A 22,764-nucleotide genomic window follows, 5' to 3' on the forward strand; every position below is an offset into this window, starting at 1 on the left:
TAAATGATTATCTGTTTAATATAGATAGCAATCTTTTGATTGAATATTTATATCTAAACACGAGCATATTACAAATAAATTACAAAAAAAGTTTTACATTAATCAATCGTTTGATTAATTTTGTGCCGTTAAAACAATGGACAAAGATAAAATAGATAAGAAAGATCATATCCTTGACGTAGCCGAGAAAGTCTTCTCGGACCAAGGCTATGATGGCGCTTCAACCCGTTCTATATCAGGCGAGGCTGGGGTTAATATGGCTATGCTGAACTATTACTTCGGTTCAAAAGAAGGTTTGTTTTTAGCTGTATTCAACAGGAAAATTAATTCATTTAAGGATCTGTTGCAAGACCTCGGAAATGACGAGCATTTAAGTTCATGGGCAAAAGTAGAAACGTATCTTGATATGTATGCAGAGCGGGTGGTGAACAATAACTGCTTCCAAAAAATGCTTTATCAGGAAATGTCAATGAATAAGCGGACGGAACTTTCCGAGAACCTTACCCAAATCCTTATGCAAAATGTGAATGAGTTTCATAAAATTTTGAAAGAAGGGGTAGATAACGGCGAGTTTAATGAGGATGTTGATTTTGAGATGGTTACAGCTACTATTTACGGAACAAAAAACTTTATTATTAATGCACCTCAGTTAACATCAATGATGTTGGGATATGACATTTTAGATGAAAATAACCTGGAGGAAAAATTCAAACCACGTATTAAAGCTTATCAAAAGAAATTACTGAGAGCTTATTTAGTTAAGGAAAATGACAAAACACAAAACACCTATCCTGCATATGTTAAATAAACTAATAAAACCCCTTAAACTGTACGGCATAACAGCCGTTATACTTGGTGTACTGGCAAATGCAGCCAGCGCACAAGACAGGACCATCACGTTGCCCGAGGCAATTTCACTTGGTTTACAAACCAGCAAAACGTTAAAATATTCGCAGGCTAAAATTGATGAAGCTGTATCTGAATACAATCAGGCAAAAGATAAATCGCTGCCAACAGGTTCGGTAAGTGCTACTTATGACCGTGCGCAGATACCGGAAAACTTATTAAGGTTTGGTGGAGAAACCATCGCATTACCAACCAGCGCTAACGCTTATTTAGGCATAGCCTCAATTAACGAAACTATTTTCGGAGGTAACAAACTTAGATATGCACGCCAGTCTACCGATTTGTTAACACAGGTATCGCGTTTAAGTGCTTCTTCCGATAAAGATCAGATAACTTACGATATCATCAGTGCATATTATAACCTGTATAAAGTGCTACAGAGCATAAAGGTTGTAAACCAAAACATTGCAACTGTTGATGCGCAAATACATCAATCACAACGTTTCTTTGATCAGGGCATAGTTACAAAAAACGATGTGTTACGTTTTGAATTACAGAAAGCTAACATACAATTAAATGGTATCGATTTGGAAAGCAATCGTAAAATAATTAACTACAATTTGGATATTTTATTAGGCTTGCCTGAAACCACCAATTTAAGTATTGATGAGATTACCGATGCCGCTAAACCGGTTGGCCCTTTAAGCGATTATATAGATACCGCTTTAACAACTCGCCAGGAATTACAAGAACTGGATTTGCGTAACCGTGTTGCCCAAACTAATATTAAAAGTATACAGGCTAATTTAAGCCCAACACTTGCAGCATCAGCAGCGGGGTATTATGTTGGCATTGCAGGTAACCCAATACCTAAAATTGGTAATGATATTACGCCTATAACAGTTGGCTTAACTTTATCATGGGATTTCTCAGCGCTTTGGACTAACAAGAACAAAGTGGCACAGGCTAAAATTCAGCAAGCCGAAGTGGAGATCAATAAGGGTATAACTTCTGATAATGTAAGGAATGAAGTAAACCAGGATTATCAGAACTATATTACTGCTTTAAGCAAAATACAGCTTTTACAAACATCGATTGAACAAGCCGGTGAAAACAACACTATTCTACAAAACAAATATGCAAGCAATATAGCTTCAGCTACCGATCGTGCTGACGCTGAAACACTACTTTATCAAGCCCAAATAAACCTGGAACTTGCTAAAGCTGATGCAGGACTTGCTTATTACACATTATTGAAATCAACCGGAAAACTTAACAAATAATACAAACAGAAATTACAATGGCACAAAAACACAACTCAGAAGAAGAAGAACCAAAAAAGAAACCGAATAAGGTACTTCCCATCATATTAATAATTGTACTAATTGGCGGTATCATCTTCGGCGTAAAAGAATATATATATTTCAGCAAACACGTAGATACTGATGATGCGCAGATAGATGGCGATATAAGCCCTGTTGTTGCCCGCGTTGGTGGTTATGTTGACAGTATATATTTTCAGGAAAACGAACATGTTAACCAAGGCCAGTTATTGGTTAAACTGGATGACCGCGATTACAAAGTAAAACTTGAGCAGGCACTAGCCGCACAAAAAGGCGCAAGCGCTGGTGTAGGTGTTAGTCAGTCACAAATCTATAGTGTTACTTCAAACTCATCTGTTGCAAAAGCTGGTGTAGTATCAGCAGGTGCAAAGCTTGATCAGGTATCAAAAGATTATCAGCGTTATGCTAATCTGGTAAAAGATGGATCAGTAACCCAGCAACAATTTGATCAGGCAAAAGCCGATCTTGAAGTAGCGCAGGCAAATTATAAAGCAGCACAGGATCAATACCAGGCAGCACAGCAACAAATTGGAACTACAAAAAACCAATTGACAGTAACCAACACCAGTGTTACACAACGCCAGGTTGATGTTGATTTTGCAAAACTTCAATTATCATACGCGTCAATTACTGCACCTGCAAGTGGTCTTGTTTCAAAAAAGAACATTCAATTAGGTCAATTGGTGCAAGCCGGGCAAACATTGTTCTCTATTGTTAATGATAACAGCATTTATATAACTGCCAACTTTAAAGAAACCCAGTTAGATAAAATACGTTCAGGCCAAAAAGTTGACATCGAGGTTGATGCTTACCCTGAAATGAAATTAGAAGGTACAGTATTTAACTTTTCACCGGCTACTGGTGCAAAATTCTCTTTATTGCCACCTGATAATGCTACCGGTAACTATGTAAAAGTAGTACAACGTGTGCCTGTTAAAATTTTAATAAAAGCTGATAAAGCAACTATGGACAGGTTACGCCCGGGAATGAGCGTGAATGTTTCAGTAATCTACAAAGACTAATTAATTAATAATGGCTGAACAAGGTTTTAGAAAGTGGATCATTACTATCACGGTGATCATGGCTTCATTGTTGGAGCTTATTGATACCACGATAGTAAACGTATCCCTGCCCCAAATACAGGGTAACCTGGGGGCCACACTTGAAGACGTTGCATGGGTAACTACCGGTTACGCTGTGGCAAACGTAATTGTACTGCCAATGTCGGGTTGGTTAGGTAGTTTCTTCGGGCGTAAAAATTACTACATGGCGTCTATTCTATTGTTTACTATCGCGTCATTTTTATGCGGTAATGCACATAGTTTAAATGAGTTGGTACTATTCCGTATTATACAAGGTATTGCAGGTGGTGGTTTGATATCAACATCACAAGCTATTTTGATTGAAACCTGGCCGCGTGAAGAAATTGGTACAGCTACCGCCTTATTTGGTTTAGGTGCGGTTGTAGGCCCAACAGTGGGCCCAACAATTGGTGGCTGGATCACAGATAACTACTCTTGGCCATGGATATTTTATGTAAACATTCCGGTTGGTGCATTGGCACTATTCCTGACTTACACCTTTGTGCGAACAACGCCGCGAGATGGGCGAAACAAGCCGATCGACTGGTGGGGCATTGGATTACTTGCTCTTGCAGTAGGTAGTTTACAAACCATATTGGAAAAAGGTGAGTCAGAAGATTGGTTTTCAAAAACATATATACTTATACTTACTATAACCGCCATATTAGGAACATTGCTGTTTATTTGGCGAGAGTTAAGTACCGACCACCCGATAGTAAACTTTGCCATTATGCGGCATCGAAGTTTCGCGGTGGGGATGTTTACATCCTTTGTGCTCGGGTTTGGTTTGTATGGTTCGGTTTTCGTATTCCCAATTTTCTGTCAAAGTTTGTTAGGCTTCTCAGCACAACAAACGGGTGAAATTTTATTCCCGGGTGGATTGTGTACCATTATATTGATGCCATTTATTGGTAAGATGCTCAATAAGGGTATTCCGGCACAATTTATGGCTACTATAGGTATGTTCCTGTTTTTTGTATTTACCACTATGTTGAGTAAATCAACACTTAATTCAGGCACAGGCGATTTCTTTTGGCCATTGGTGATAAGGGGTGTAGGTATGGCATTATTATTCGTACCGTTGACCACATTGGCAATTGCCGACCTTAAAGGGCCGGAAATAGGACAGGGTACTGGTTTAAATAATATGATGCGACAACTTGGTGGTGCTTTTGGTATAGCTACCTTAACTACCATAATTCACATACGTCAGGGGGTACACCGCAACAACCTATTAACCAATATTAACCCTTATAATAATGCATTTACATTGCGCTTTAATAATTTGATACAAAATTTTGAATCAAAAGGTAAATCATTAAGTGATGCTACACAAATGGCTTACCAGGCTATTGAAGGTATGGTAATTAAGCAAACGTTGCTACTAACTTATGCTGATGCTTATTGGATATCGGGTTTAGTAATGCTATTCTCAATACCATTATTATACTTGCAGCCATTCAAAAAAGGCCAAAAAGCCGCGGTAGACGCGCACTAAAAAGATAAAGCCGCCCTGTTACTACATAGGGCGGCTTTCTCAAAAAAAATTAACAATTAAAAATTTGGTATAAGCCCCACAAAATCACAAATGCTTATTACTAAATATATATGGGAGCGGGGGTGTTTAATCTTGCTATAAAATTAATAGTTTTTAATTGTAAAAAACAACTTTGTGATGCAATAAAAAACACAAAATGAAAAAATTATGAAATTTTATTATATAGCAGCTTTTTTCGTCAATATCAATAAATAACCTTTCCACTTGCTGTAACTAATGATGCTATTCGTATCGCATCAAAAACTCTTTCCTCGGTAGTCCCCATCTTTATTAATGAATCTTCGTGAGCGTTTACGCATAATTCACAACCATTAACGGCCGAAATAGTTAAGCTCATCAATTCAAAAAATTCCTTACCTGTTACAGGTTTCATCATGATCTGCATTCTGATACGTGCCGGAATCTGATTGTATTTATCCTTTTGGGTAAAATGTCTGAAGCGATAAAATACATTATTAGATGCCAGTAAGGATGCACATGCGGCAGCTTCAGCAATATCTGCTGCGGTTGCACCTTGTTCTTCGGCATGTTTGGTGTAATATTGGGTAAGCGGGTTGTTGGTATTGTTTATGGAAACGCTTAGGCCTAATAAAGCGCATTCCTTAGCGCTTAAATGTTCAGAGGTTAATGTACTGCTGAAATTTAATTTAAAGTCGCGTATATAGCGCGATTCGCCTTTTTCAAGTAAGGTAAGGCTTTCGGTACGATAGTCGCTATCCAGGCCAATGCTTTGCAATAGCTCGTTTATAGTTTCGGTAACTTCACTCATCTTTTTGTGTTTAGTAATGCATAAAAAATCCCCGCGCCAAAGGCACGGGGACTATCAATATTCAAACAAATTATACAGTTAATGTTTCCTGGCCTTTTTCCCAGTTGCAAGGGCAAAGCTCGTCAGTTTGTAAACCATCAAGTACACGTAATACTTCTTTAACGTTACGGCCAACGCTTAAGTCGTTAACACAAACCCAACGTACAATACCGGTAGGATCGATGATGAAGGTAGCGCGGTAAGCAACTTTTTCATTCGGCTCTAATATACCTAACTCTTCCGCTAATGATTTTGAAGTATCAGCTAACATCGGGAACTTCAAATCACGCAAATCATCATGATCTCTTCTCCATGCAGCGTGTACAAATTCAGAATCAGTTGAAGCACCAATTAAACGTGCATCACGATCGCGGAATTCGCCATAAGCTTTATTAAATTCAGCTATTTCGGTAGGGCAAACAAAAGTGAAATCCTTTGGCCACCAAAACATTACAGTCCAAACGTTATCCTCGTTAGTAAAATAATCAGAGTTGATAGTTTCAAACTCTTTTCCTTTTTCGATACTAACAACCGCAGTTTTAGAGAATTTCGGAAATTCTTGTCCTATAGTAATCATATTTTTAATTTTTGTTTTTATTTGTTGCAAATATACAAATAACTATATAGCTATTAGATATATACTTTCTATGATATATAGATTTTATCTATAGTTTTGATTTCAAAAATTATATTACTGCTGCATATGAAAATTATTATATTGTGGCATGAAACCTAAATTTGTCTTAACCGCAATTATATTGCTAAGTGCTAGTATCTTAACCCTAAGCTGTAAGCATAAAGCAAGCGCAGATGGTGCTGCTGTAAAGCAGTTCTTAACGAAGTTTAATGGATTTGTATCGGCAGGCAATGCCGATTCAATTAAAGCATATTTTGTAGAACAGGGCCTTAAAACTGACCGTATTGCTAAAATATTGGCAGGCAAAAGCGGAATAGTGGAGCAGTCTCCTACTATTTTCAGGCTGGACTTAATAACAGATGATAGTAAAATAACAACATCGCCCAATGGAATTATTGAAGTTTCAATACCTGTTTTGTTTTCACATAACAACATCGAAAGCGCTAAATCATTAATAATATTGAAACTTATTAATGATAAGGACGGCAAAATGAGGATATCATTTATAAATGTTTCCAGGTTTTTACCGGATTATATCGCCTATGAAAACCTTGTAAAAAGTAAAACACTTACCGACAAAGACATATATGCGCCAATAACTTTAAAGGCTTTTGAAACGGCAAAACAGTTAAAAGCCAAATATGATAGTGTTATTTGGTTTGAGCACATTAATAATAAACAAACTTATTTTTTCGTGGTTAAAGATAAATGGAATTTGGACCTCGCGTCCGGAGATTCAGCTAAAACCTATAAAATGGGATTGGTCGGGCCGGATTTGAAAGAACTGATACCAGTTGATTATGATTTGATTCATAATATTAACGGGACAATAAATGGATTAATTGAGGTTGAAAAGAGCAATAAACACGGTTTTTATAATCTGCAGGGAAAAATAATTGTACCCGTAGAATATGACCAGATTTACCCGGTAACAAATGATAATGCATTGGCGGCATTGCAAAAAGGCGACGATTTTTATTGGTTGAATAAGGATTCTACTATTTCAAATAAGGTTAACATCAGTATTAGTGAGGTATTAGCGCAAACAAGTCGTTTAGGTAATTTTAACCAAGATGGTAGCAATATTGATAATGTAACTGAATTTAATTCACACGAGCAACACGGATCGGTTTATATACCACCGGCCTATCTTGTTAACCTGGGAATATTTTCAACTATAGAACAGTTTAAAAATCCACTACGAAGAAACATTGATTTTGAAGATGTAAGTGCTAAAATTAATATAAAGCTTAGTGATAAAGCTACAGTTGAAAAGAACGATAATATTTTTGAGACAGCGTTTTATTCAATTCGTAATTATTTTTTAGGTGGCAGATCTGAATTTTATGATACTAAAAACTTAGTGATTGTAGATAAGAAAAGAAACAAGGTTTACAGACAAGAAATTATTACGGACTTGAGCATGGAAGAGGGGGAAGAAGGTATGACCGGTTTATGTAACGAATATAATTTAAACCCATTAAACGATACCTTACTTGAAATGAAGGTTACCAGTGCGATAAGCATACTATTGTACAATGGCGATTATTTGCAGGAAGCCCCTGTATTTCATTATCTAACCTTAAAAAATGGGAAAATGGCGGAAGCTAGTACAAACCGCAAGTTTTCGTTTACTAAATTCCGGAAGATGGATGATTCTTATCTGGAAGGTTGTTATTTGTATCTGATTAAGCCGTCAATAGCTAGGGGAAAATACAAAAAAGAGCAGAGTGATCATTTACGAAAAGATGTGCTTCAGTACATGAAAAATGAAATATTCGCGGATTACCACTATAAATTTAAAGACTCTGTATGGAACGAAGTATTTGCAGAATCAATTGCCAATTACGAAGCCAAAAATGAATCCGTTGACGATTCACTAACTGAAATTGATAAATATAACATCAACTGGATCAATCAAAAGCTAAAGGCTACCGAATCAAAAAAACTGGCATCGAGATAAATGGTTGAAAAGACACTTAGGATAATTGCTTTCTTCTGGATTTTTATTTTGTGCGCCGGGACGCTGCAGTACCTTAATTTTAAGTCGGATTATAATTTTCTACACTTAAAGCAATTTGCAGTTAAAACCGGATTTTATCTACCTGCTTTTTATTGCCATATTTTTGGCAGCAGTATTATTCTGTTAGCCGGATTTTTTCAATTCTCAAAAAAGGTTTACAGCAATCGCAGGTTACATAAAGTATTAGGGAAAATATATGTGTTTGGCGTACTGTTCTTCGCAGCGCCGGGCGCTTATATTATGACACTGTTTATCAATCGTGGCACTGGCGTATTTATTTCTTTTTTTATCCAAAATACCCTTTGGATAATATTCACGCTAAGTGCGTGGCTACTGATTATGAATGGTAAAGTAGATGAGCATGTGCGTATGATGCGGAGAAGTTATGCGCTGGCTTTTGCGGCAGTTACTTTAAGGTTTTATATATGGTTGTTCACCATATTTGGCAATGGTGTAAGCTTTCCGAATAATTACCTGATCATCGCATTTTTAAGCTGGATACCTAATCTTTTGCTTGTAGAAGCAATCAATTACTACGACCGTAAAACCACCTATACTTTAGTTAAATAAAAAGGCGATAAGATCATCTTATCGCCTTTAACATAAATACTTAATGAATAATCTATTTATTCTTCAGATCTGCTGCTGCCGGTTCGTCTAAGTACCAACGTATCTTGCCATGGGTAGGGGCAATTAGTTGCGCAGGATAGTTTTCAATATCCCTGGCATCTTCCAATACATGATGAACGGCTATCGCCTTACCTTCGCCATAAACTAAAAAGGCTATGTTGTGTGCCTGGTTAATTAATGGGGCAGTAAAGGTGATGCGGTAAACTTGTTGATCTTCTAAAAACACTTCTTTCACAGTAGCCGTTTTTTCATTCAGAACCGGCGTGTATGGAAATAATGAAGCAGTGTGCGAGTTGTCACCCAAACCAAGCAGGATCAGATCAAACGTTAAAGACTGCTCGTCAAAAAACAGATCAATAGCTTTTTTGTATTCAGCCGCGGCCTCAGCAGGGCTTAGTGATGTATCAACAGCGAAAATGTTAGAATCATCAATTTGCAATGGATCAAACAAAGCTGTTTTTGCCATTAAATAGTTGCTGTCTTTATCATCCTGCGGTACATTACGCTCATCTCCAAAAAAGAAATACACGTTTTCCCAGTCCACCTTATTTTTAAAATCGTTTGAAGCCAAAAGCTCATACAATTTTTTAGGCGAGCTTCCGCCCGATAAGGCTACCGAAAAGTTACTATGTTTAGCTATAGACTGCTCTGCCAGGGTTACAAAATAAGTAGCCAGATTAACCAGTACATTTTCGGGTGTATTGAAAATATTTAGTTTCATAGCTTATTTTTTGTCCTTTAACGGCAATGAGAACCAGGTAAAACCATCACGTGCTATTAAAGCCTCAGCGCTTTCAGGTCCCCATGAATTGGCAGAATAGTTAGGGAAGTTCAAGCTCTTCTTATTAGTCCAGGTGCTTAATATCGGCATGATCAACTCCCATGCAGCTTCTACCTGGTCGCCACGCATAAATAGCGTTTGATCGCCCAGCATAGTATCTAACAATAGGGTTTCGTAAGCTTCAGGAGCCTGACTGGTATAAGTGCCTTTGTAATCAAATACCATATCAACAGTATTTAATATCATATCCAAGCCCGGGCGTTTTGCCTGTACTTGTAAGCGGATACTCATTTCGGGCTGTATACTGATGATCAACCTGTTTTGTTGCCAGCTTTCTGCTGCTTCGGTAGGGAATACCTTGTGTGGTACATCCTTAAACTGAATAGTGATCACTGATGATGATTGGTGCAGCCTTTTACCTGTACGCAGGTAGAAAGGGATACCTTGCCAGCGCCAGTTATCTACAAAAAATTTAACAGCGGCGAAGGTTTCAGTGTTTGAGTCTGAGTCGACTTTAGGTTCATCGCGGTAGCCGGTAACTTCTTTACCTTCCATCCATCCTTTACCATATTGGCCACGTACAGCTGAATTACGTACGTCATCAGGCGAAAATTTACGCATGGCATGTAGTACATCAACTTTGCGGTTGCGTATTTCATCGGCGCTAAAATTAACCGGAGTTTCCATCGCTACTAAGCACAGTAATTGTAATAAGTGATTCTGGATCATATCGCGTAAAGCACCGGCGCCATCGTAGTAATCGCCGCGTTCTTCAACGCCCAGTTGTTCAGTTACAGAAATCTGCACATGTTCAATATAATTACGGTTCCATATCGGCTCCAAAATGGAGTTGGCGAAACGGAATGCCATTATATTCTGTACAGTCTCTTTACCTAAATAATGGTCGATGCGGTAGATCTGCTTTTCATCAAAAATACCTGCCAATAAAGTGTTTAGTTCTTTAGCGGTTTCCAGATCATGCCCGAAAGGTTTTTCGATAACGATTCTTGTACGCTCTTTATCCTCGGCCAAACCTGCTTTTGAAATATTAGAAGCAATGATTGGGAAGAAGTTTGGTGATACCGCCATGTAATAAATTACATTGGCTTTAGTTTTCCACTCCGCGTTGCGGGTTTCTACCTGTTTGCCAAACTCTTTATAAGTTTCAGAATCATTGATGTCTGATACCTGGTAATACAAGTTTTTTGAAAACTCATCCCATTTTTTCTTTTCAGCCTTTCCACTGCGCGAAAACTGGTTGATATCATCCAATAATTTTTTGCGGAAATCCTCATCGGTAAGTTTAGTTCTTCCTGTACCAATTATGGCAAACTGCTTTGGCAACCAATTGTCCAAAAACAGATTGTAAAGTGCAGGTGCCAGTTTACGGGCATTCAAATCTCCTGTACCTCCAAAAATGATAAATATTGTAGGTTGATTTTTAGTTGATTCCATGATATTATGTTCTATCGGCTAATTAAAGTTTAATTAATGATCGCTTTTAGGTACCCATTGGGTGTGGAAAGTTCCTTCTTTGCCAACCAATTCATAAGTGTGCGCGCCAAAATAGTCGCGTTGCGCTTGTGTTAAGTTTGATGGCATCCTTCCGGTACGGAAGTTATCAAAGTAGCTTATAGAAGCAGCATAAGACGGTACAGCGATACCAGCAGCAATAGCAGAAGAAATTACTTTTCTTGCACCCGGTACTGCTGCGCTAACTAATTTTTCAACTCCGCCATCTAATAACAGATGTGATAGTTTCGCATTGCTTTTGTAAGCGTTGTATATATCGTTCAGGAATGTTGAACGGATGATACAACCACCACGCCAAATTTTAGCGATCTCGTCTAAATGCAAATCGTATTGATATTCTTTAGATGCGTTTGACAGCATGAACATACCCTGCGCATAAGTAATAACCATGCTGAAGTAGTACGCTTGCTCTAATGCCTCTAAAAACTCATCAGTATTGCTAACATCCAGTTTTGGAGCGGTTTTGCTGTATACTTTAGCAGCTTCTAAACGCATTTCTTTATATTTAGAAAGATCGCGCATGGATACCGCTGTATCAATAGTTGGGATAGGTGCCTGCAAGTCCATAGCCACTTGTGATGTCCATTTACCGGTACCTTTTGCTTTAGCTTCGTCCTTAATATCATCTAACAATAAATGATCAGTTCCGGGAGCTTTGTAGTGGAATATATCTTTAGTGATCTCTAATAAGAATGAGCTTAAACGACCGTCGTTCCATTTGGTAAATACTTTACCTATGGCTTCGTTGTCCAGTTTTAATCCAGTTTTAAGCACTTCATAGGTTTCAGCAATTAATTGCATAATGCCGTACTCGATACCGTTGTGAACCATTTTAACAAAGTGACCTGATGCACCGGGGCCAATGTATGTTACGCATGGAGCACCATCAACTTTAGCAGCGATAGATTCCAATATCGGTTTCATTACATTGTAGGCATCTTTATCGCCACCCGGCATCATGCTCGGGCCACGGCGCGCGCCTTCTTCACCACCTGATATACCCATACCGAAGAAATGGAAACCTTGAGCTTCCAGCTCATCAACACGGCGGTTGGTATCAGTAAAATGAGAGTTACCGCCATCTATCAAAATATCACCTTTATCAAGCAAAGGCAATAGTTCAGCAATTACATCATCCACAATTTTACCGGCCGGAACCAGCATCATTATAGCGCGCGGACTTTTAAGACTTTTTACAAAAGGTTCAACTTCGCTAAAACCTTTAAGGTTTTTATGCGTGCTTTCCTGTTCTAATAATTGGCCTTTTGAGGCATCTTTATCAAAACCGGCACCTTTAACACCATGGTCGCCCATGTTTAACAGCAGGTTACGGCCCATGGTACCAAGGCCTATCATGCCAAAATCGTATTTATCTGTTGTGTCGCTCATTTTGTTTGAGTTTGTTCTTTTTTTAAATCTTCCAGTATTTTTTTTGTGATCTTGAAGTCGGTATGCTGATACGCGCGCATGCCTAATTTCTTGGCCGCAAGCGCAAACATTTTCCTATCGTCAAAATATACACATTCCTGTGGTTGAGCCATTGCTATGCCCATTGCTAACTTAAATATAGCGGGATCAGGTTTACGGATTTTGACTTCGCACGAAGAAACAAACGCGTCGAATACATCGTGCAGTTTGAATTTTTTAACGCGATAGTCGTTCAGTTCCTTGCCCTCGTTATTGATGGCAATTATTCTGAAACCACAATCCTTTTTCCATTCTTTTAACCAAGCCAGCATGTCAGGTAATTCTATTGATTGCTCGAACATGAAGTTCTTAAAATCTTCGCGCGTAAAATCGCGCGGATGATTAAAAACTACCGTGTCCAGGTATTCGTCAAGGTCAACACCAGCCGCTTCGTACACATTAAAAATAAAGGTGTGCAGTTCTTTAACCTCGTTATAATCGAGCCCGAATTTTCTTGCCGCTTCCTCGCGGGATTCGTGGCCCCAGCCATTGGTAAGCAAAATGCCCCCAATGTCAAAAAACAGGAATTTTATGGCTAATGTCTCCACCAAGATTATTTATTTTTTTGATCCTCGATAGCTTGTAACAGTTTTTCGAAAGGTTTGTTAAATTTATCAATACCCTCGTCTTCTAATTGCTGGGTGATCTGGTCGATATCGATACCTGCTTTTTTAATTCTGTCTAAAGTTTCGGTTGCTTTATCCAAACCTTGCTCTAATGTATTGGCAGCAATACCATGATCAGCAAATGCTAAAATAGTTTCCAAAGGAACGGTATCAACAGTATCAGGGCCGATCAAAGCTTCAACATATTTGGTATCTTTAAATGCAGGGTTTTTGCTGCTGGTACTTGCCCATAGCAAACGTTGCGGTTGAGCGCCTGCTGCTGCTAGTTTTTCCCAACGTGGGCCGCTGAATACTCTTTTGTAAATCTCGTATGCTTTTTTTGCTGACGCGATAGCAACTTCGCCTTTCAGGTCACCTAAACCTTTTTCGTCAAGTAATGGATCAACCAAAACATCAATACGGCTTAAGAAAAAGCTAGCTACCGATGATATGTGAGCGATTTTGTGGCCTGCTGCCAAATGATCTTCTAAACCTGAGATATAAGCTTCGGTTACTGCTTCGTAACGAGGTAAGCCAAAAAGTAAAGTAACGTTGATGTTAATACCTTTTGCTATAGATTGGCGAATTGCCGCTAAACCTGGTTGTGTTCCAGGGATTTTGATCATTACGTTTTTGCGGGCAACTTCTTTCCAAAGTTTTTCTGCCTGATCAGCCGTTTCTTTAGTTTTTAATGCTAAAAATGGAGATACCTCTAAACTTACATAACCATCTTCAGCTTTTGATTCGTTGTATACGCCTTCAAACAATGCTGTAGCATTTTGAATATCCTTTACCGCAAGACCAAAAAAGATCTCTTCGTTATCAGTATGCGTTTTTGCCAGTTCAACAATATCCTTGTCATAATCGGTACCGCTGGTTATAGCCTTCTCGAAAATTGCCGGGTTTGAGGTTACACCTCTGATGCCTTCTTCGTCGATAAGTTTTTGCAAGTTACCTGATGCAATAATTTCGCGATCTATAAAATCCAGCCAGATGCTTTGACCAAAGCTGTGTATTTGTTTTACTTTGTTAGTTTCCATTATGAATATATGTATTAATTAATTAGTGCTTTTTTGTGTATTTAGCGTCAATAAGTGTACCACCTATTTGTGCCGTCTGTAGGCTAATGTCATATTTTTAAGCCATTAAAATCTCTACATTGTAATTTATAAATAAGCCGCTTTCAATTACCCCGGTTATTGATTTTATAGCCTGCTCCATATCCTTACCAATATTATGAAAACGTGCATCCAAAATCAAGTTACCATTTTCGGTAATAATAGGGCCGTCTTTACCTTTTGCCGGCCTTAACTGTAATTCACTTACACCTAGTTTTTTTAGTTCTTCTTCTACATGCAGTAAGGCCGTAGGGAAAACCTCTATAGGTACCGGGAAATTAATGCCAAGCTTTTTTACCAGCTTACTGTCATCAACAATAATATAATTTTTAGGGCTTGAGCTGATGAGCAGTTTCTCTTTGAACATAGCGCCACCTCTGCCTTTAATTAAACTTTTGTCGGGATCAACCTCATCGGCACCATCAAACAACCAATCGGGTTTGTTTTCGAAAAGGGTAGTTAATGGGATGCCAAGCTTGGCGCAAAACAGCGAAATTTCAATCGAGGTTGGTATAGCTTTCACCTTTAACCCTTCCTCTTTTATCCGTTTCGCAATAGCTATCAGCGCTACATAAACTGTTGAACCTGAACCTACGCCTAATATATCGCCATCTTTAACCCTGATGGCAATTTCATCAGCAACCTTTTGTTTTCCTTCAAGGTTGATAATGGTTCCTGACCATTCAAGGGTATTAAGTATGTCGCTTTGCCAGTTCATTGTTTAGTATCGAGTATTTAGTATTAAGTAGCAAGACTTTTTATAACATATAATAGCAAGTATTAAGCAGCATGTCTTGCTACTCGATACTTGCTACTAAGTACTTTCTATAATAAAGCTTTCGCTCTTTTAACTACGTTATCAACAGTAAAGCCGAAGTGTTTGTATAGCTCTTCTGCCGGTGCGGATTCACCAAAGGTTTCCATACCTAACATATCGCCTTCGTCGGTAGTGTATTTATGCCATCCCATTGGTGATGCCATTTCAACAGCTAAACGTTTACGATAAGCTTTCGGGAAAACCGACTCTTTGTAAGCGGCACTCTGTTTTTCAAATAATTCCCATGATGGCATGCTTACCACACGGGTTGAAATACCTTCTGCTTCCAGTTTAACCTGAGCTTCCATAATTAAAGAAACTTCAGAACCAGTTGCCATTAAAATCAAATCAGGATTTTTGCTGGCTTCTGATAACACATAAGCGCCTTTTGCAAGGTTGGTTGCTTTTCCATATTTATCCTGATCAAGGATTGGTAAGCCCTGACGGGTGAATACTAATACAACCGGGCCATCTTTGTGCTCAACAGCTGTTTTCCATGCCTGTACAGTTTCGTTTGCATCAGCAGGGCGAATAACTGTTATGCGTGGGATAGAACGTAATGATGCTAATTGCTCAACCGGTTGGTGAGTAGTACCATCCTCGCCTAAACCAATACTATCGTGTGTATAAACAAAGATCGGGCTTATTTTCATGATGGATGCCAAACGGATTGGCGGGCGCATGTACTCAGAGAACATCAGGAACGTTGCGCCGAAAGGAATAACACCTGCTGTTAAAGCCATACCATTCATTGCGGCACCCATAGCATGCTCGCGTATACCGAAGTGGAAGTTACGACCAGCTCTGCTTTCAGAGGTGAAAGAATCGAAATTCTTTAAGTTAGTTTCGGTTGATGGTGCCAAATCGGCAGCGCCGCCAATTAAATATGGGATCTTTTCAGCAAGTGCATTTAGTGCTTTACCTGATGCTACACGTGTTGCCACTTTAGGATCAGATGCTTTAAATACAGGTAATGAATCTGCCCAGCCTTTTGGTAATTCGCCTTTAACAGCTGTTTCATACTCTGCTGCAAGCTCAGGGTATTGTGCTTTATAATCGGCAAATAATTTATTCCATTTAGCTTCGGTATCTTCACCTCTTGAACCGACTTTGTGGTAGTATTCTAACACTTCGGCAGGTACGTTGAATGATTTATCCGGATCGAAACCAAAAAACTCTTTTACTAATTTAATCTCATCAGCGCCAAGTGGTGAACCGTGTGATCCTGCTGTTCCTGCCTTGTTAGGGCTGCCATAAGCGATCAGCGAACGCACGCGGATTAATGATGGTTTTTGTGTTTCTGCTTTTGCGTTTGTAAGCGCTAATTCTAAAGCATGTACATCGTTAACATCAGCAACTTCTTGTACGTGCCATCCGTATGCACGGAAACGCGCGCTTACATCTTCGTTAAATGTGATGTCGGTTGCACCTTCGATAGAGATGTGGTTATCATCATATAAATAAATGATGTTACCTAGCTCCAGATGACCAGCTAATGAAGCTGCTTCTGAAGTTACACCTTCCATCATATCGCCATCGCTGGTGATCGCATAGATATGATAATTGAAAAGGTCGAAACCTGGTTTGTTGTAACGTGCTGCTAAATGTTTTTGCGCGATAGCAAAACCTACGCCATTTGCAAAACCCTGGCCTAAAGGACCAGTTGTTACATCAATGCCCGGGCACAAGCCATATTCAGGGTGACCGGCAGTTTTACTGTTTAACTGGCGGAAATTTTTAATATCATCCAGGGATAAATCGTATCCGGTAAGGTATAAAAAGTTGTATTGTAATATACAGGCATGTCCGCACGACAAAATGAACCTGTCGCGGTTTGCCCAATGTGGGTTTTTAGGATTATAGTTCATGAACTCTTTCCAAAGTACGTGGCCCATTGGCGCAAGGGCCATGGCAGTACCCGGGTGTCCTGAATTTGCTTTTTGTACAGCATCTGCTGATAAAATACGAACTGTATTTATGCCCAGTTCCTCAATGCTTGGGATTGCTATTGTATCCATTTTTTAAAATATATAGTAGTATTATTAGGTTGCTTTATAAATTCCCTATGCCGAAGGGTTTGCTGTTTTAGTATTATGTTCCAATGTCCATAGTCTCGAGCCGCCTTTTATGCCGTCTTCGTTGGTGACAATTTTCATGTTATCATCCAGTTTGAATGTCAGTTTCTCCGCATTACCGCCGCCTATATATAAAGTGTCGTAATTGAATACTGTTTTCAAAACTTCAAAAACTTTCTCCATGCGTTTGTTCCACTTCTTTTTGCCGTCTCTTTCAAGCGCTTTTTCGCCTATGTACTCGTCGTAATTTTCTTTTTTTGAAATAGGGTGATGCGATACCTCTAAATGCGGTAATAAACGGCCATCCATTAATAGGGCAGTACCAAAACCTGTACCTAAAGTAAGCACCATTTCAAAACCCTTACCGCTAACTACACCTAAGCCCTGCATGTCGGCATCATTTACTACTTTGGTGGGTTTGCCTAATTCTTGGGTTAATCTTTCAGCAAAGTCAACGTCTTTCCAATCTTCCGTACCTAAATTAGGCGCTGTTTTTATTACACCGTCGCGTACATACCCTGGAAATCCAACTGAAACGTGATCGTAATCAGGAAAAGCTGATACCAGTTTTTTAATAGAAGCGATAACATTCTCCGGGTTTGACGGTATTGGGGTTATGACTTTATCATAAGTTTTTTGCAATTCGCCTTTGTCATTAAGGATGGTTGCTTTAATATGGGAGCCTCCAATATCAATTGAAAGGATTTTAACAATGGCAGAAGTGTTTTTCATTTAAGAAAAGGTTGATAAACAAAATATATATCAGGTGGGCAGTTAACGAGACCCAAATATCACACTTTTAATAATAAATCATTACTAAAAATGATATTATTTGCACAGGCAAATAAACACTATTAGAATACAATAGTGGTGATTTTGTTTTTCTTAAGATAAAATGTACAGGTTTTTTACAAAGGAATTGCAAAAAAAGAGTAATCAGCATTTAAATAAACGCTGAACGAAAGATTGGTTAATCCGAAGGAACTGTTTGAAAATAATAAAACTATCGTCATTGCGAGCGATAGCGCGGCAATCTCTATATTTTACAGAACTGCTCTGCAGGTTCAATACCTTTTTAACCGCCTTGCCTATGTAAAGATTGCTTCGTACAGCAATGACGTTTGTTTTTAAATAAACGCTGAACGAGAGATTGTTTACCCCAAGAAAAATAGAGAACTAAAATTTAAGATTAGTTTTAACCCAGGTTTGAACTTCTTCCTGGGCACTAATATCTGCGGGTAGCTGGTCATGAATTAATTTTTCAATTTTGTTGCCGGTGTTGGCAAAACGGTAGTCCCAAAGAATCATTAAACGGTTTATCAGGTAAACCATTTCGTTACCTTCTTCTTTATCAAATGGCGTTGCATCCGGTTTTCCGTATACATGCGGATCGTTATGGGGATAAGCGCTCCATTTGTAATCGGAATAATGCAAATTTCTTTTTGAGAACAAAATCATATAAGTACCGGATTTTTCTAAAGGTACTTATAATTAATGGGTTTAAGGGGCCGATTTGAGCGTTTAATATACAATTTAGTACGGATGCTATTTAATCATCAACCTTTAATTTTGATATAAACAAAAAAGGTGATACTGGTAAGTATCGCCCTAAAATATTATTTGATTGTATTAGTTGCTTGTTTGATCGGGTTGGTTCTGATCATCGTCTTCAGGTAAGCCTACAATTTTGTAGGTTTTATTGCCATTTTGATCTACCTGTGCCTTGTAATAAATGCCATCAGGAGAAAGGTATAGCTTATCACCATTAACGCTAATCTTTCTGCAATTAGGCGGCAGCTGGTTAACGATGTCGCCAATTTGCGGAGTCGGAGGAGTATTATCAACCGACGGGTCATCGGTAGTATTTAACTCGCCATCTTTACCTGCAACCTGGTAGCTTAGTGTGCCATCATCTTTAGTTATCGGTGCATAGTAAACACCATCAGCCTCATAATATTGCTGGCCATTAATTACAATTGATTGCGCATTTGATGGTAATGTAGTTACTTCGGCGCCTACAGGGGGTTCAACAACGGTATATTGGTCGTTATCAAACTGATAAAACAAACCGCCGCTGTAAAAATATTGGTCATTACCATAATAAAACGGATAATAGCCATAAGGCAAAATACCTATGCTAAACCCAAGCCTTGGCGCATAGTATGAGCCATAATAACCATGGTTATAGTGATAATAGGTATTGCCACGCGCGGTAAAGCCTGCACGCACACTTACGCCGCCTGAAAAACCACTGTTGTGGGTACGGCCATAGTATGAACCTTGGGTAGAACCCGCAGACGGACGATAACCTCGCGCCGTTGATCCTGATTGGGTGTTGGCTGGCACATGGCCGCTGTATTGCCTTGTTTGTGTTATACCGTTAGTGCTTCTTTGTGTAGTAGTTTGGCGGTTATTATTATAGTTGCGTTGGCCTGCATTGCTTCGTTGCGGGCTAGCCGTATTGGTACGAGGAGTGAAACTCCTGGCTGGGGCGCTTTGCGGAGCAGAGCGTTGAGGTGCAGGGCGTGAATTGCCACCACCACCACCGCCATCTCGATGCTGAGCATTTGCAGGTAAGCTTAAAGCCAAACCTGTCATAACGGCTAATGCCGAATATGATAATGATTTAATTATGTTTTTCATGACGAGTAAGATTTATATAGCTGCACATCTATATGATGTATAATAATATAGACGAACAATTATATGAATAGTTTAACGCTTTATAAAACCATGCTAATTGGTTGCATTAAAATTATAAAATTAATGCTAATTATCAAACAGGTTAACAAAACGAACTCGCCATGCTGTTTATTGCTTAAATGAACTGTAAGCCTGCAAAGTTTTTGTTGAGTACCAGGCTATTATCTACATTAAGCCATTTATCTAAAACGGTGGCGTAAACATCTCTAAAATCTATTTGGTATTTAAGATCACCATTATCAAGGGTTGAAAGATCGGGCGGGGGATTGTAAATACCGGCTTTTTTTAACTTTCCGCCATATAGCATAATGTTATTAGCTGTGCCGTGGTCGGTTCCGTTGCTGGCGTTTTGCTCTACACGGCGGCCAAATTCCGAGAAGGTCATCACCAGCGTATCATCCAGTTTATTGGTCTGCTTTAAATCTTTTATGAACGCGGCCACGGCATCGCCATAAATTTTTAGTTGCCGGCCCTGCTGGCCTTGTTGCCCAACGTGTGTGTCAAACCCGCTAAGTGATACATAATAAACCCTGGTTTGCAAGCCTGAATTTATAAACTTTGATACTGTTTTTAGTTGATTGGCAAATTGCGTAGCCGGGTATACCGCAGAGGTTTTATAAGTTTTGGATGTATTTTGGATATAATCTGCCGAAGAATAGGTTTCTATCATGGTTTTGTACAGATAGCCTAAATTGTCTTCATTTAGATGTTCAGAATTCTGACTGTGCACCAGGTCTTTAAAAAAGGGTTCACGAGTGGTTTGGAATAGCTTGTACGGGTCTTGTACAGCGATGGCTTTCATTTTCGCGCCTTTCATAGCTAATGATAGGGTATCATCAACCTCAATAGCGGTGTAAGGGTTTTTGATGTTTTGGCAATTGGCATCCAGGTAACGGCCTATCCAGCCGTTGGTTAAAAACTGGTTGGAATCGCTGGCGGTTTGCCATATATCCATCGACCTGAAGTGAGAGCGATCTGGATTGGGATAACCAACCGAATTGATAATGCTCATATAACCCTGATCGTAAATTTCTTTTAATGCCGATAGGTTAGGGTTAAAGGCTTGCATATCATCCAGAGGGATCACATCGGTTTCTTTAATGGCGATGGTGTTGCGTTTTTGAAAATAAATATCGTTGCAATAAGGTACAATGGTGTTTAAACCATCGTTACCGCCCGAAAGCTGGATGATCACCAAGTTTTTATACCCGGTTAAGCCGCTCATGGCCATGGCTTCAAGCGGCTTTAAAAACGCAGGCACCATAAATGCGCCTGATACTAAAGCCGTGGTCCTTATAAAATCTCTTCTCCTCATGATCCTGATATTTAATAAAGCTGGTATTCCGGTGTTGAAACCAATTCAACTACCATTATTTTTAAATCATTATCCTCGTTTACTGTATTTTGTACCGTACCGTTTAATGGCGGTTCTAATAAAAACTGCGCTATCTCAACTTTCGACATATCTTTTGGGATGTCACTAAAAAACTTGTCCCAATCGGGGTCGGCTTGTACATGGGTATTTACCACATGCTGCTGGTTACGAACCGTTGCCAAAAAAGCCTCATCTTCAGGGTCGGTTTTGCCGGTAAAATCAATCAAGCCCTGATCTAAAACTGTTGAAGCGATTTTAAGCCGGTACATGAGTGATGAACTGTCTATCCAGTTTCGCCCGCCCGGCCATCCCGCCACATTTGGCGGATAAAATAATTCCTGCCCTAACGCACGCTGAAATAATAACAAAACATCTGGTTTTTGATAGGTGACATAAAACTGCCTGTTTAACCCCACTATAAAATCAACCGGCGATTTAATAAGGTTGCCGGTGTTTTTATCATCATAAAACCAATCGGCTGTAAACACAAATTCAAGCAGTGGCTTTATCTCATAATTGGCATTGAATAATACATCGGTCATCGCGTTAATATGCGTGTTGTCCGGGGTTTCATTAACCAGGTATTTGTATAGTTTGGTGCTGATAAAGTGGGCTGTTTGTTTTTTAGATAGGATAATGTCAATAATATCTTCGCCCTGAAAATTACCCGTTTTGCCCATAAACGTTTTTACGCCGGTATCATGCAGAAAAGGCCGCATTTTAAATGTGCCATCTTTATCAAACCCCCAACCGGTAAATGCTCGCGCTGATTCTTTTACATCCTGTTCGGTATAATTACCGCGACCAATGGTAAATAACTCCATCAACTCACGTGCGAAATTTTCATTAGGGTGCCCTTTATGGTTTTGCTGATTATTTAAAAACAGCAGCATAGCGGGTGATTGCGAAACCTGTATAAGCAATGTGCGGAAGTTACCCAAGGCATTGGCTCGTTGTATGTTATTTAACTGCTGTATATAAACTGCTTTCCCATCGCGACACGAGAAATGGTTGCTCCAAAACAAGGTCATTTTTTCGCGTAGTATGGCATCGGTAGTGCTCATTTTGGTTATCCAGCCGATGTTCAGGTTTTTTTCCTGTTCACGCTCCATCTGGAAAAATTTCTTTTTGGTGTCAGCGTCGGCCTTAGCAAGCATCATGTCATCAACAGGTTGTGTAACAACCGCTATTGGGTCATCATTGTCACTGTTTTCGAATAATTCTTTCACCGCTTTATGTATAGAAGTGTTTTTGTACTTCCTTAAATCTTCGAAACGCATCCCGAAACCGGCCCTTGCAAACAGGTGTTTAATTTGTTTAATGTCCTTCATGCTTATATAATAGGACAATCTGATTCTCAATA

Annotated in this window: 20 protein-coding genes; 6 read left to right on the forward strand and 14 right to left on the reverse strand. The window is 39.1% G+C overall.

The features are described from left to right. Window positions 1-136 precede the first annotated feature (136 nt). From GSQ74_RS05105 to GSQ74_RS05120, 4 genes are read left to right on the forward strand one after another with little or no spacing between them, the layout of a single operon-like run. Window positions 137-808: a TetR family transcriptional regulator gene (locus tag GSQ74_RS05105; protein WP_158990738.1), complete on the forward strand. Its 672-nt coding sequence runs from the start codon at window positions 137-139 to the stop codon at window positions 806-808. Next, window positions 768-2,129, forward strand: coding sequence for a TolC family protein (locus GSQ74_RS05110; protein ID WP_158990740.1), 1,362 nt, complete (start codon window positions 768-770; stop codon window positions 2,127-2,129). The genes GSQ74_RS05105 and GSQ74_RS05110 overlap by 41 nt, the downstream gene beginning before the upstream one ends. Window positions 2,130-2,146: 17 nt before the next feature. After that, window positions 2,147-3,211: an HlyD family secretion protein gene (locus tag GSQ74_RS05115; protein ID WP_158990742.1), complete on the forward strand. Its 1,065-nt coding sequence runs from the start codon at window positions 2,147-2,149 to the stop codon at window positions 3,209-3,211. A gap of 10 nt (window positions 3,212-3,221) precedes the next feature. After that, window positions 3,222-4,769: a DHA2 family efflux MFS transporter permease subunit gene (locus GSQ74_RS05120; RefSeq protein ID WP_158990744.1), complete on the forward strand. Its 1,548-nt coding sequence runs from the start codon at window positions 3,222-3,224 to the stop codon at window positions 4,767-4,769. Window positions 4,770-5,013: 244 nt separating this feature from the next. Here the strand turns inward: GSQ74_RS05120 and GSQ74_RS05125 are convergent, their stop codons facing one another. Beyond that, complete coding sequence (locus tag GSQ74_RS05125) at window positions 5,014-5,598, reverse strand: carboxymuconolactone decarboxylase family protein (protein WP_158990746.1); 585 nt, start codon at window positions 5,596-5,598, stop codon at window positions 5,014-5,016. A gap of 70 nt (window positions 5,599-5,668) precedes the next feature. Further along, window positions 5,669-6,214 (reverse strand): peroxiredoxin, encoded by a 546-nt coding sequence (locus tag GSQ74_RS05130; RefSeq protein ID WP_174236912.1) that lies wholly within the window; start codon window positions 6,212-6,214, stop codon window positions 5,669-5,671. 148 nt (window positions 6,215-6,362) lie between these two features. Here GSQ74_RS05130 and GSQ74_RS05135 point away from each other — a divergent pair, with 148 nt between their 5' ends. Then, window positions 6,363-8,237, forward strand: coding sequence for a WG repeat-containing protein (locus GSQ74_RS05135; RefSeq protein ID WP_158990748.1), 1,875 nt, complete (start codon window positions 6,363-6,365; stop codon window positions 8,235-8,237). After that, complete coding sequence (locus GSQ74_RS05140) at window positions 8,238-8,867, forward strand: DUF2306 domain-containing protein (protein WP_158990750.1); 630 nt, start codon at window positions 8,238-8,240, stop codon at window positions 8,865-8,867. A gap of 52 nt (window positions 8,868-8,919) precedes the next feature. On the opposite strand, the gene pgl is transcribed toward GSQ74_RS05140, so the two are convergent. From pgl to GSQ74_RS05200, 12 genes are all read right to left on the reverse strand, one after another. Further along, window positions 8,920-9,648 (reverse strand): 6-phosphogluconolactonase, encoded by a 729-nt coding sequence (gene pgl, locus GSQ74_RS05145; RefSeq protein ID WP_158990752.1) that lies wholly within the window; start codon window positions 9,646-9,648, stop codon window positions 8,920-8,922. 3 nt (window positions 9,649-9,651) lie between these two features. Beyond that, complete coding sequence (gene zwf, locus GSQ74_RS05150; RefSeq protein ID WP_158990754.1) at window positions 9,652-11,163, reverse strand: glucose-6-phosphate dehydrogenase; 1,512 nt, start codon at window positions 11,161-11,163, stop codon at window positions 9,652-9,654. A 33-nt stretch (window positions 11,164-11,196) separates the two neighbouring features. Further along, a complete protein-coding gene (gene gndA / locus GSQ74_RS05155; protein WP_158990756.1) occupies window positions 11,197-12,630 on the reverse strand; it encodes an NADP-dependent phosphogluconate dehydrogenase in 1,434 nt (477 codons plus the stop codon). Beyond that, window positions 12,627-13,256, reverse strand: a complete 630-nt coding sequence (locus tag GSQ74_RS05160) for an HAD family hydrolase (RefSeq protein WP_158991747.1) — start codon at window positions 13,254-13,256, stop codon at window positions 12,627-12,629. The genes gndA and GSQ74_RS05160 overlap by 4 nt, the downstream gene beginning before the upstream one ends. A gap of 5 nt (window positions 13,257-13,261) precedes the next feature. Further along, window positions 13,262-14,353, reverse strand: a complete 1,092-nt coding sequence (gene tal, locus GSQ74_RS05165; RefSeq protein ID WP_158990758.1) for a transaldolase — start codon at window positions 14,351-14,353, stop codon at window positions 13,262-13,264. Between the two features lie 97 nt (window positions 14,354-14,450). After that, window positions 14,451-15,149, reverse strand: a complete 699-nt coding sequence (gene rpiA, locus GSQ74_RS05170; protein ID WP_158990760.1) for a ribose 5-phosphate isomerase A — start codon at window positions 15,147-15,149, stop codon at window positions 14,451-14,453. Between the two features lie 107 nt (window positions 15,150-15,256). Further along, window positions 15,257-17,266 (reverse strand): transketolase, encoded by a 2,010-nt coding sequence (gene tkt / locus GSQ74_RS05175; protein ID WP_158990762.1) that lies wholly within the window; start codon window positions 17,264-17,266, stop codon window positions 15,257-15,259. 45 nt (window positions 17,267-17,311) lie between these two features. Next, a complete protein-coding gene (locus tag GSQ74_RS05180; RefSeq protein ID WP_158990764.1) occupies window positions 17,312-18,055 on the reverse strand; it encodes an ROK family protein in 744 nt (247 codons plus the stop codon). Window positions 18,056-18,499: 444 nt separating this feature from the next. Next, window positions 18,500-18,781: a hypothetical protein gene (locus GSQ74_RS05185; RefSeq protein WP_158990766.1), complete on the reverse strand. Its 282-nt coding sequence runs from the start codon at window positions 18,779-18,781 to the stop codon at window positions 18,500-18,502. Between the two features lie 171 nt (window positions 18,782-18,952). After that, a complete protein-coding gene (locus GSQ74_RS05190; protein WP_158990768.1) occupies window positions 18,953-19,966 on the reverse strand; it encodes a DUF6515 family protein in 1,014 nt (337 codons plus the stop codon). Between the two features lie 175 nt (window positions 19,967-20,141). After that, entirely contained in the window at window positions 20,142-21,341 is a 1,200-nt protein-coding gene (locus GSQ74_RS05195) for a DUF1501 domain-containing protein (protein WP_158990770.1), read from the reverse strand. Between the two features lie 11 nt (window positions 21,342-21,352). After that, on the reverse strand, window positions 21,353-22,732 hold the full coding sequence (locus GSQ74_RS05200) for a DUF1800 family protein (protein WP_158990772.1): 1,380 nt from the start codon (window positions 22,730-22,732) through the stop codon (window positions 21,353-21,355). Window positions 22,733-22,764 lie beyond the last annotated feature (32 nt).

Origin of the sequence: Mucilaginibacter sp. L196 (genome assembly GCF_009765905.1) — a bacterium.
Taxonomy (GTDB): Bacteria; Bacteroidota; Bacteroidia; order Sphingobacteriales; family Sphingobacteriaceae; genus Mucilaginibacter.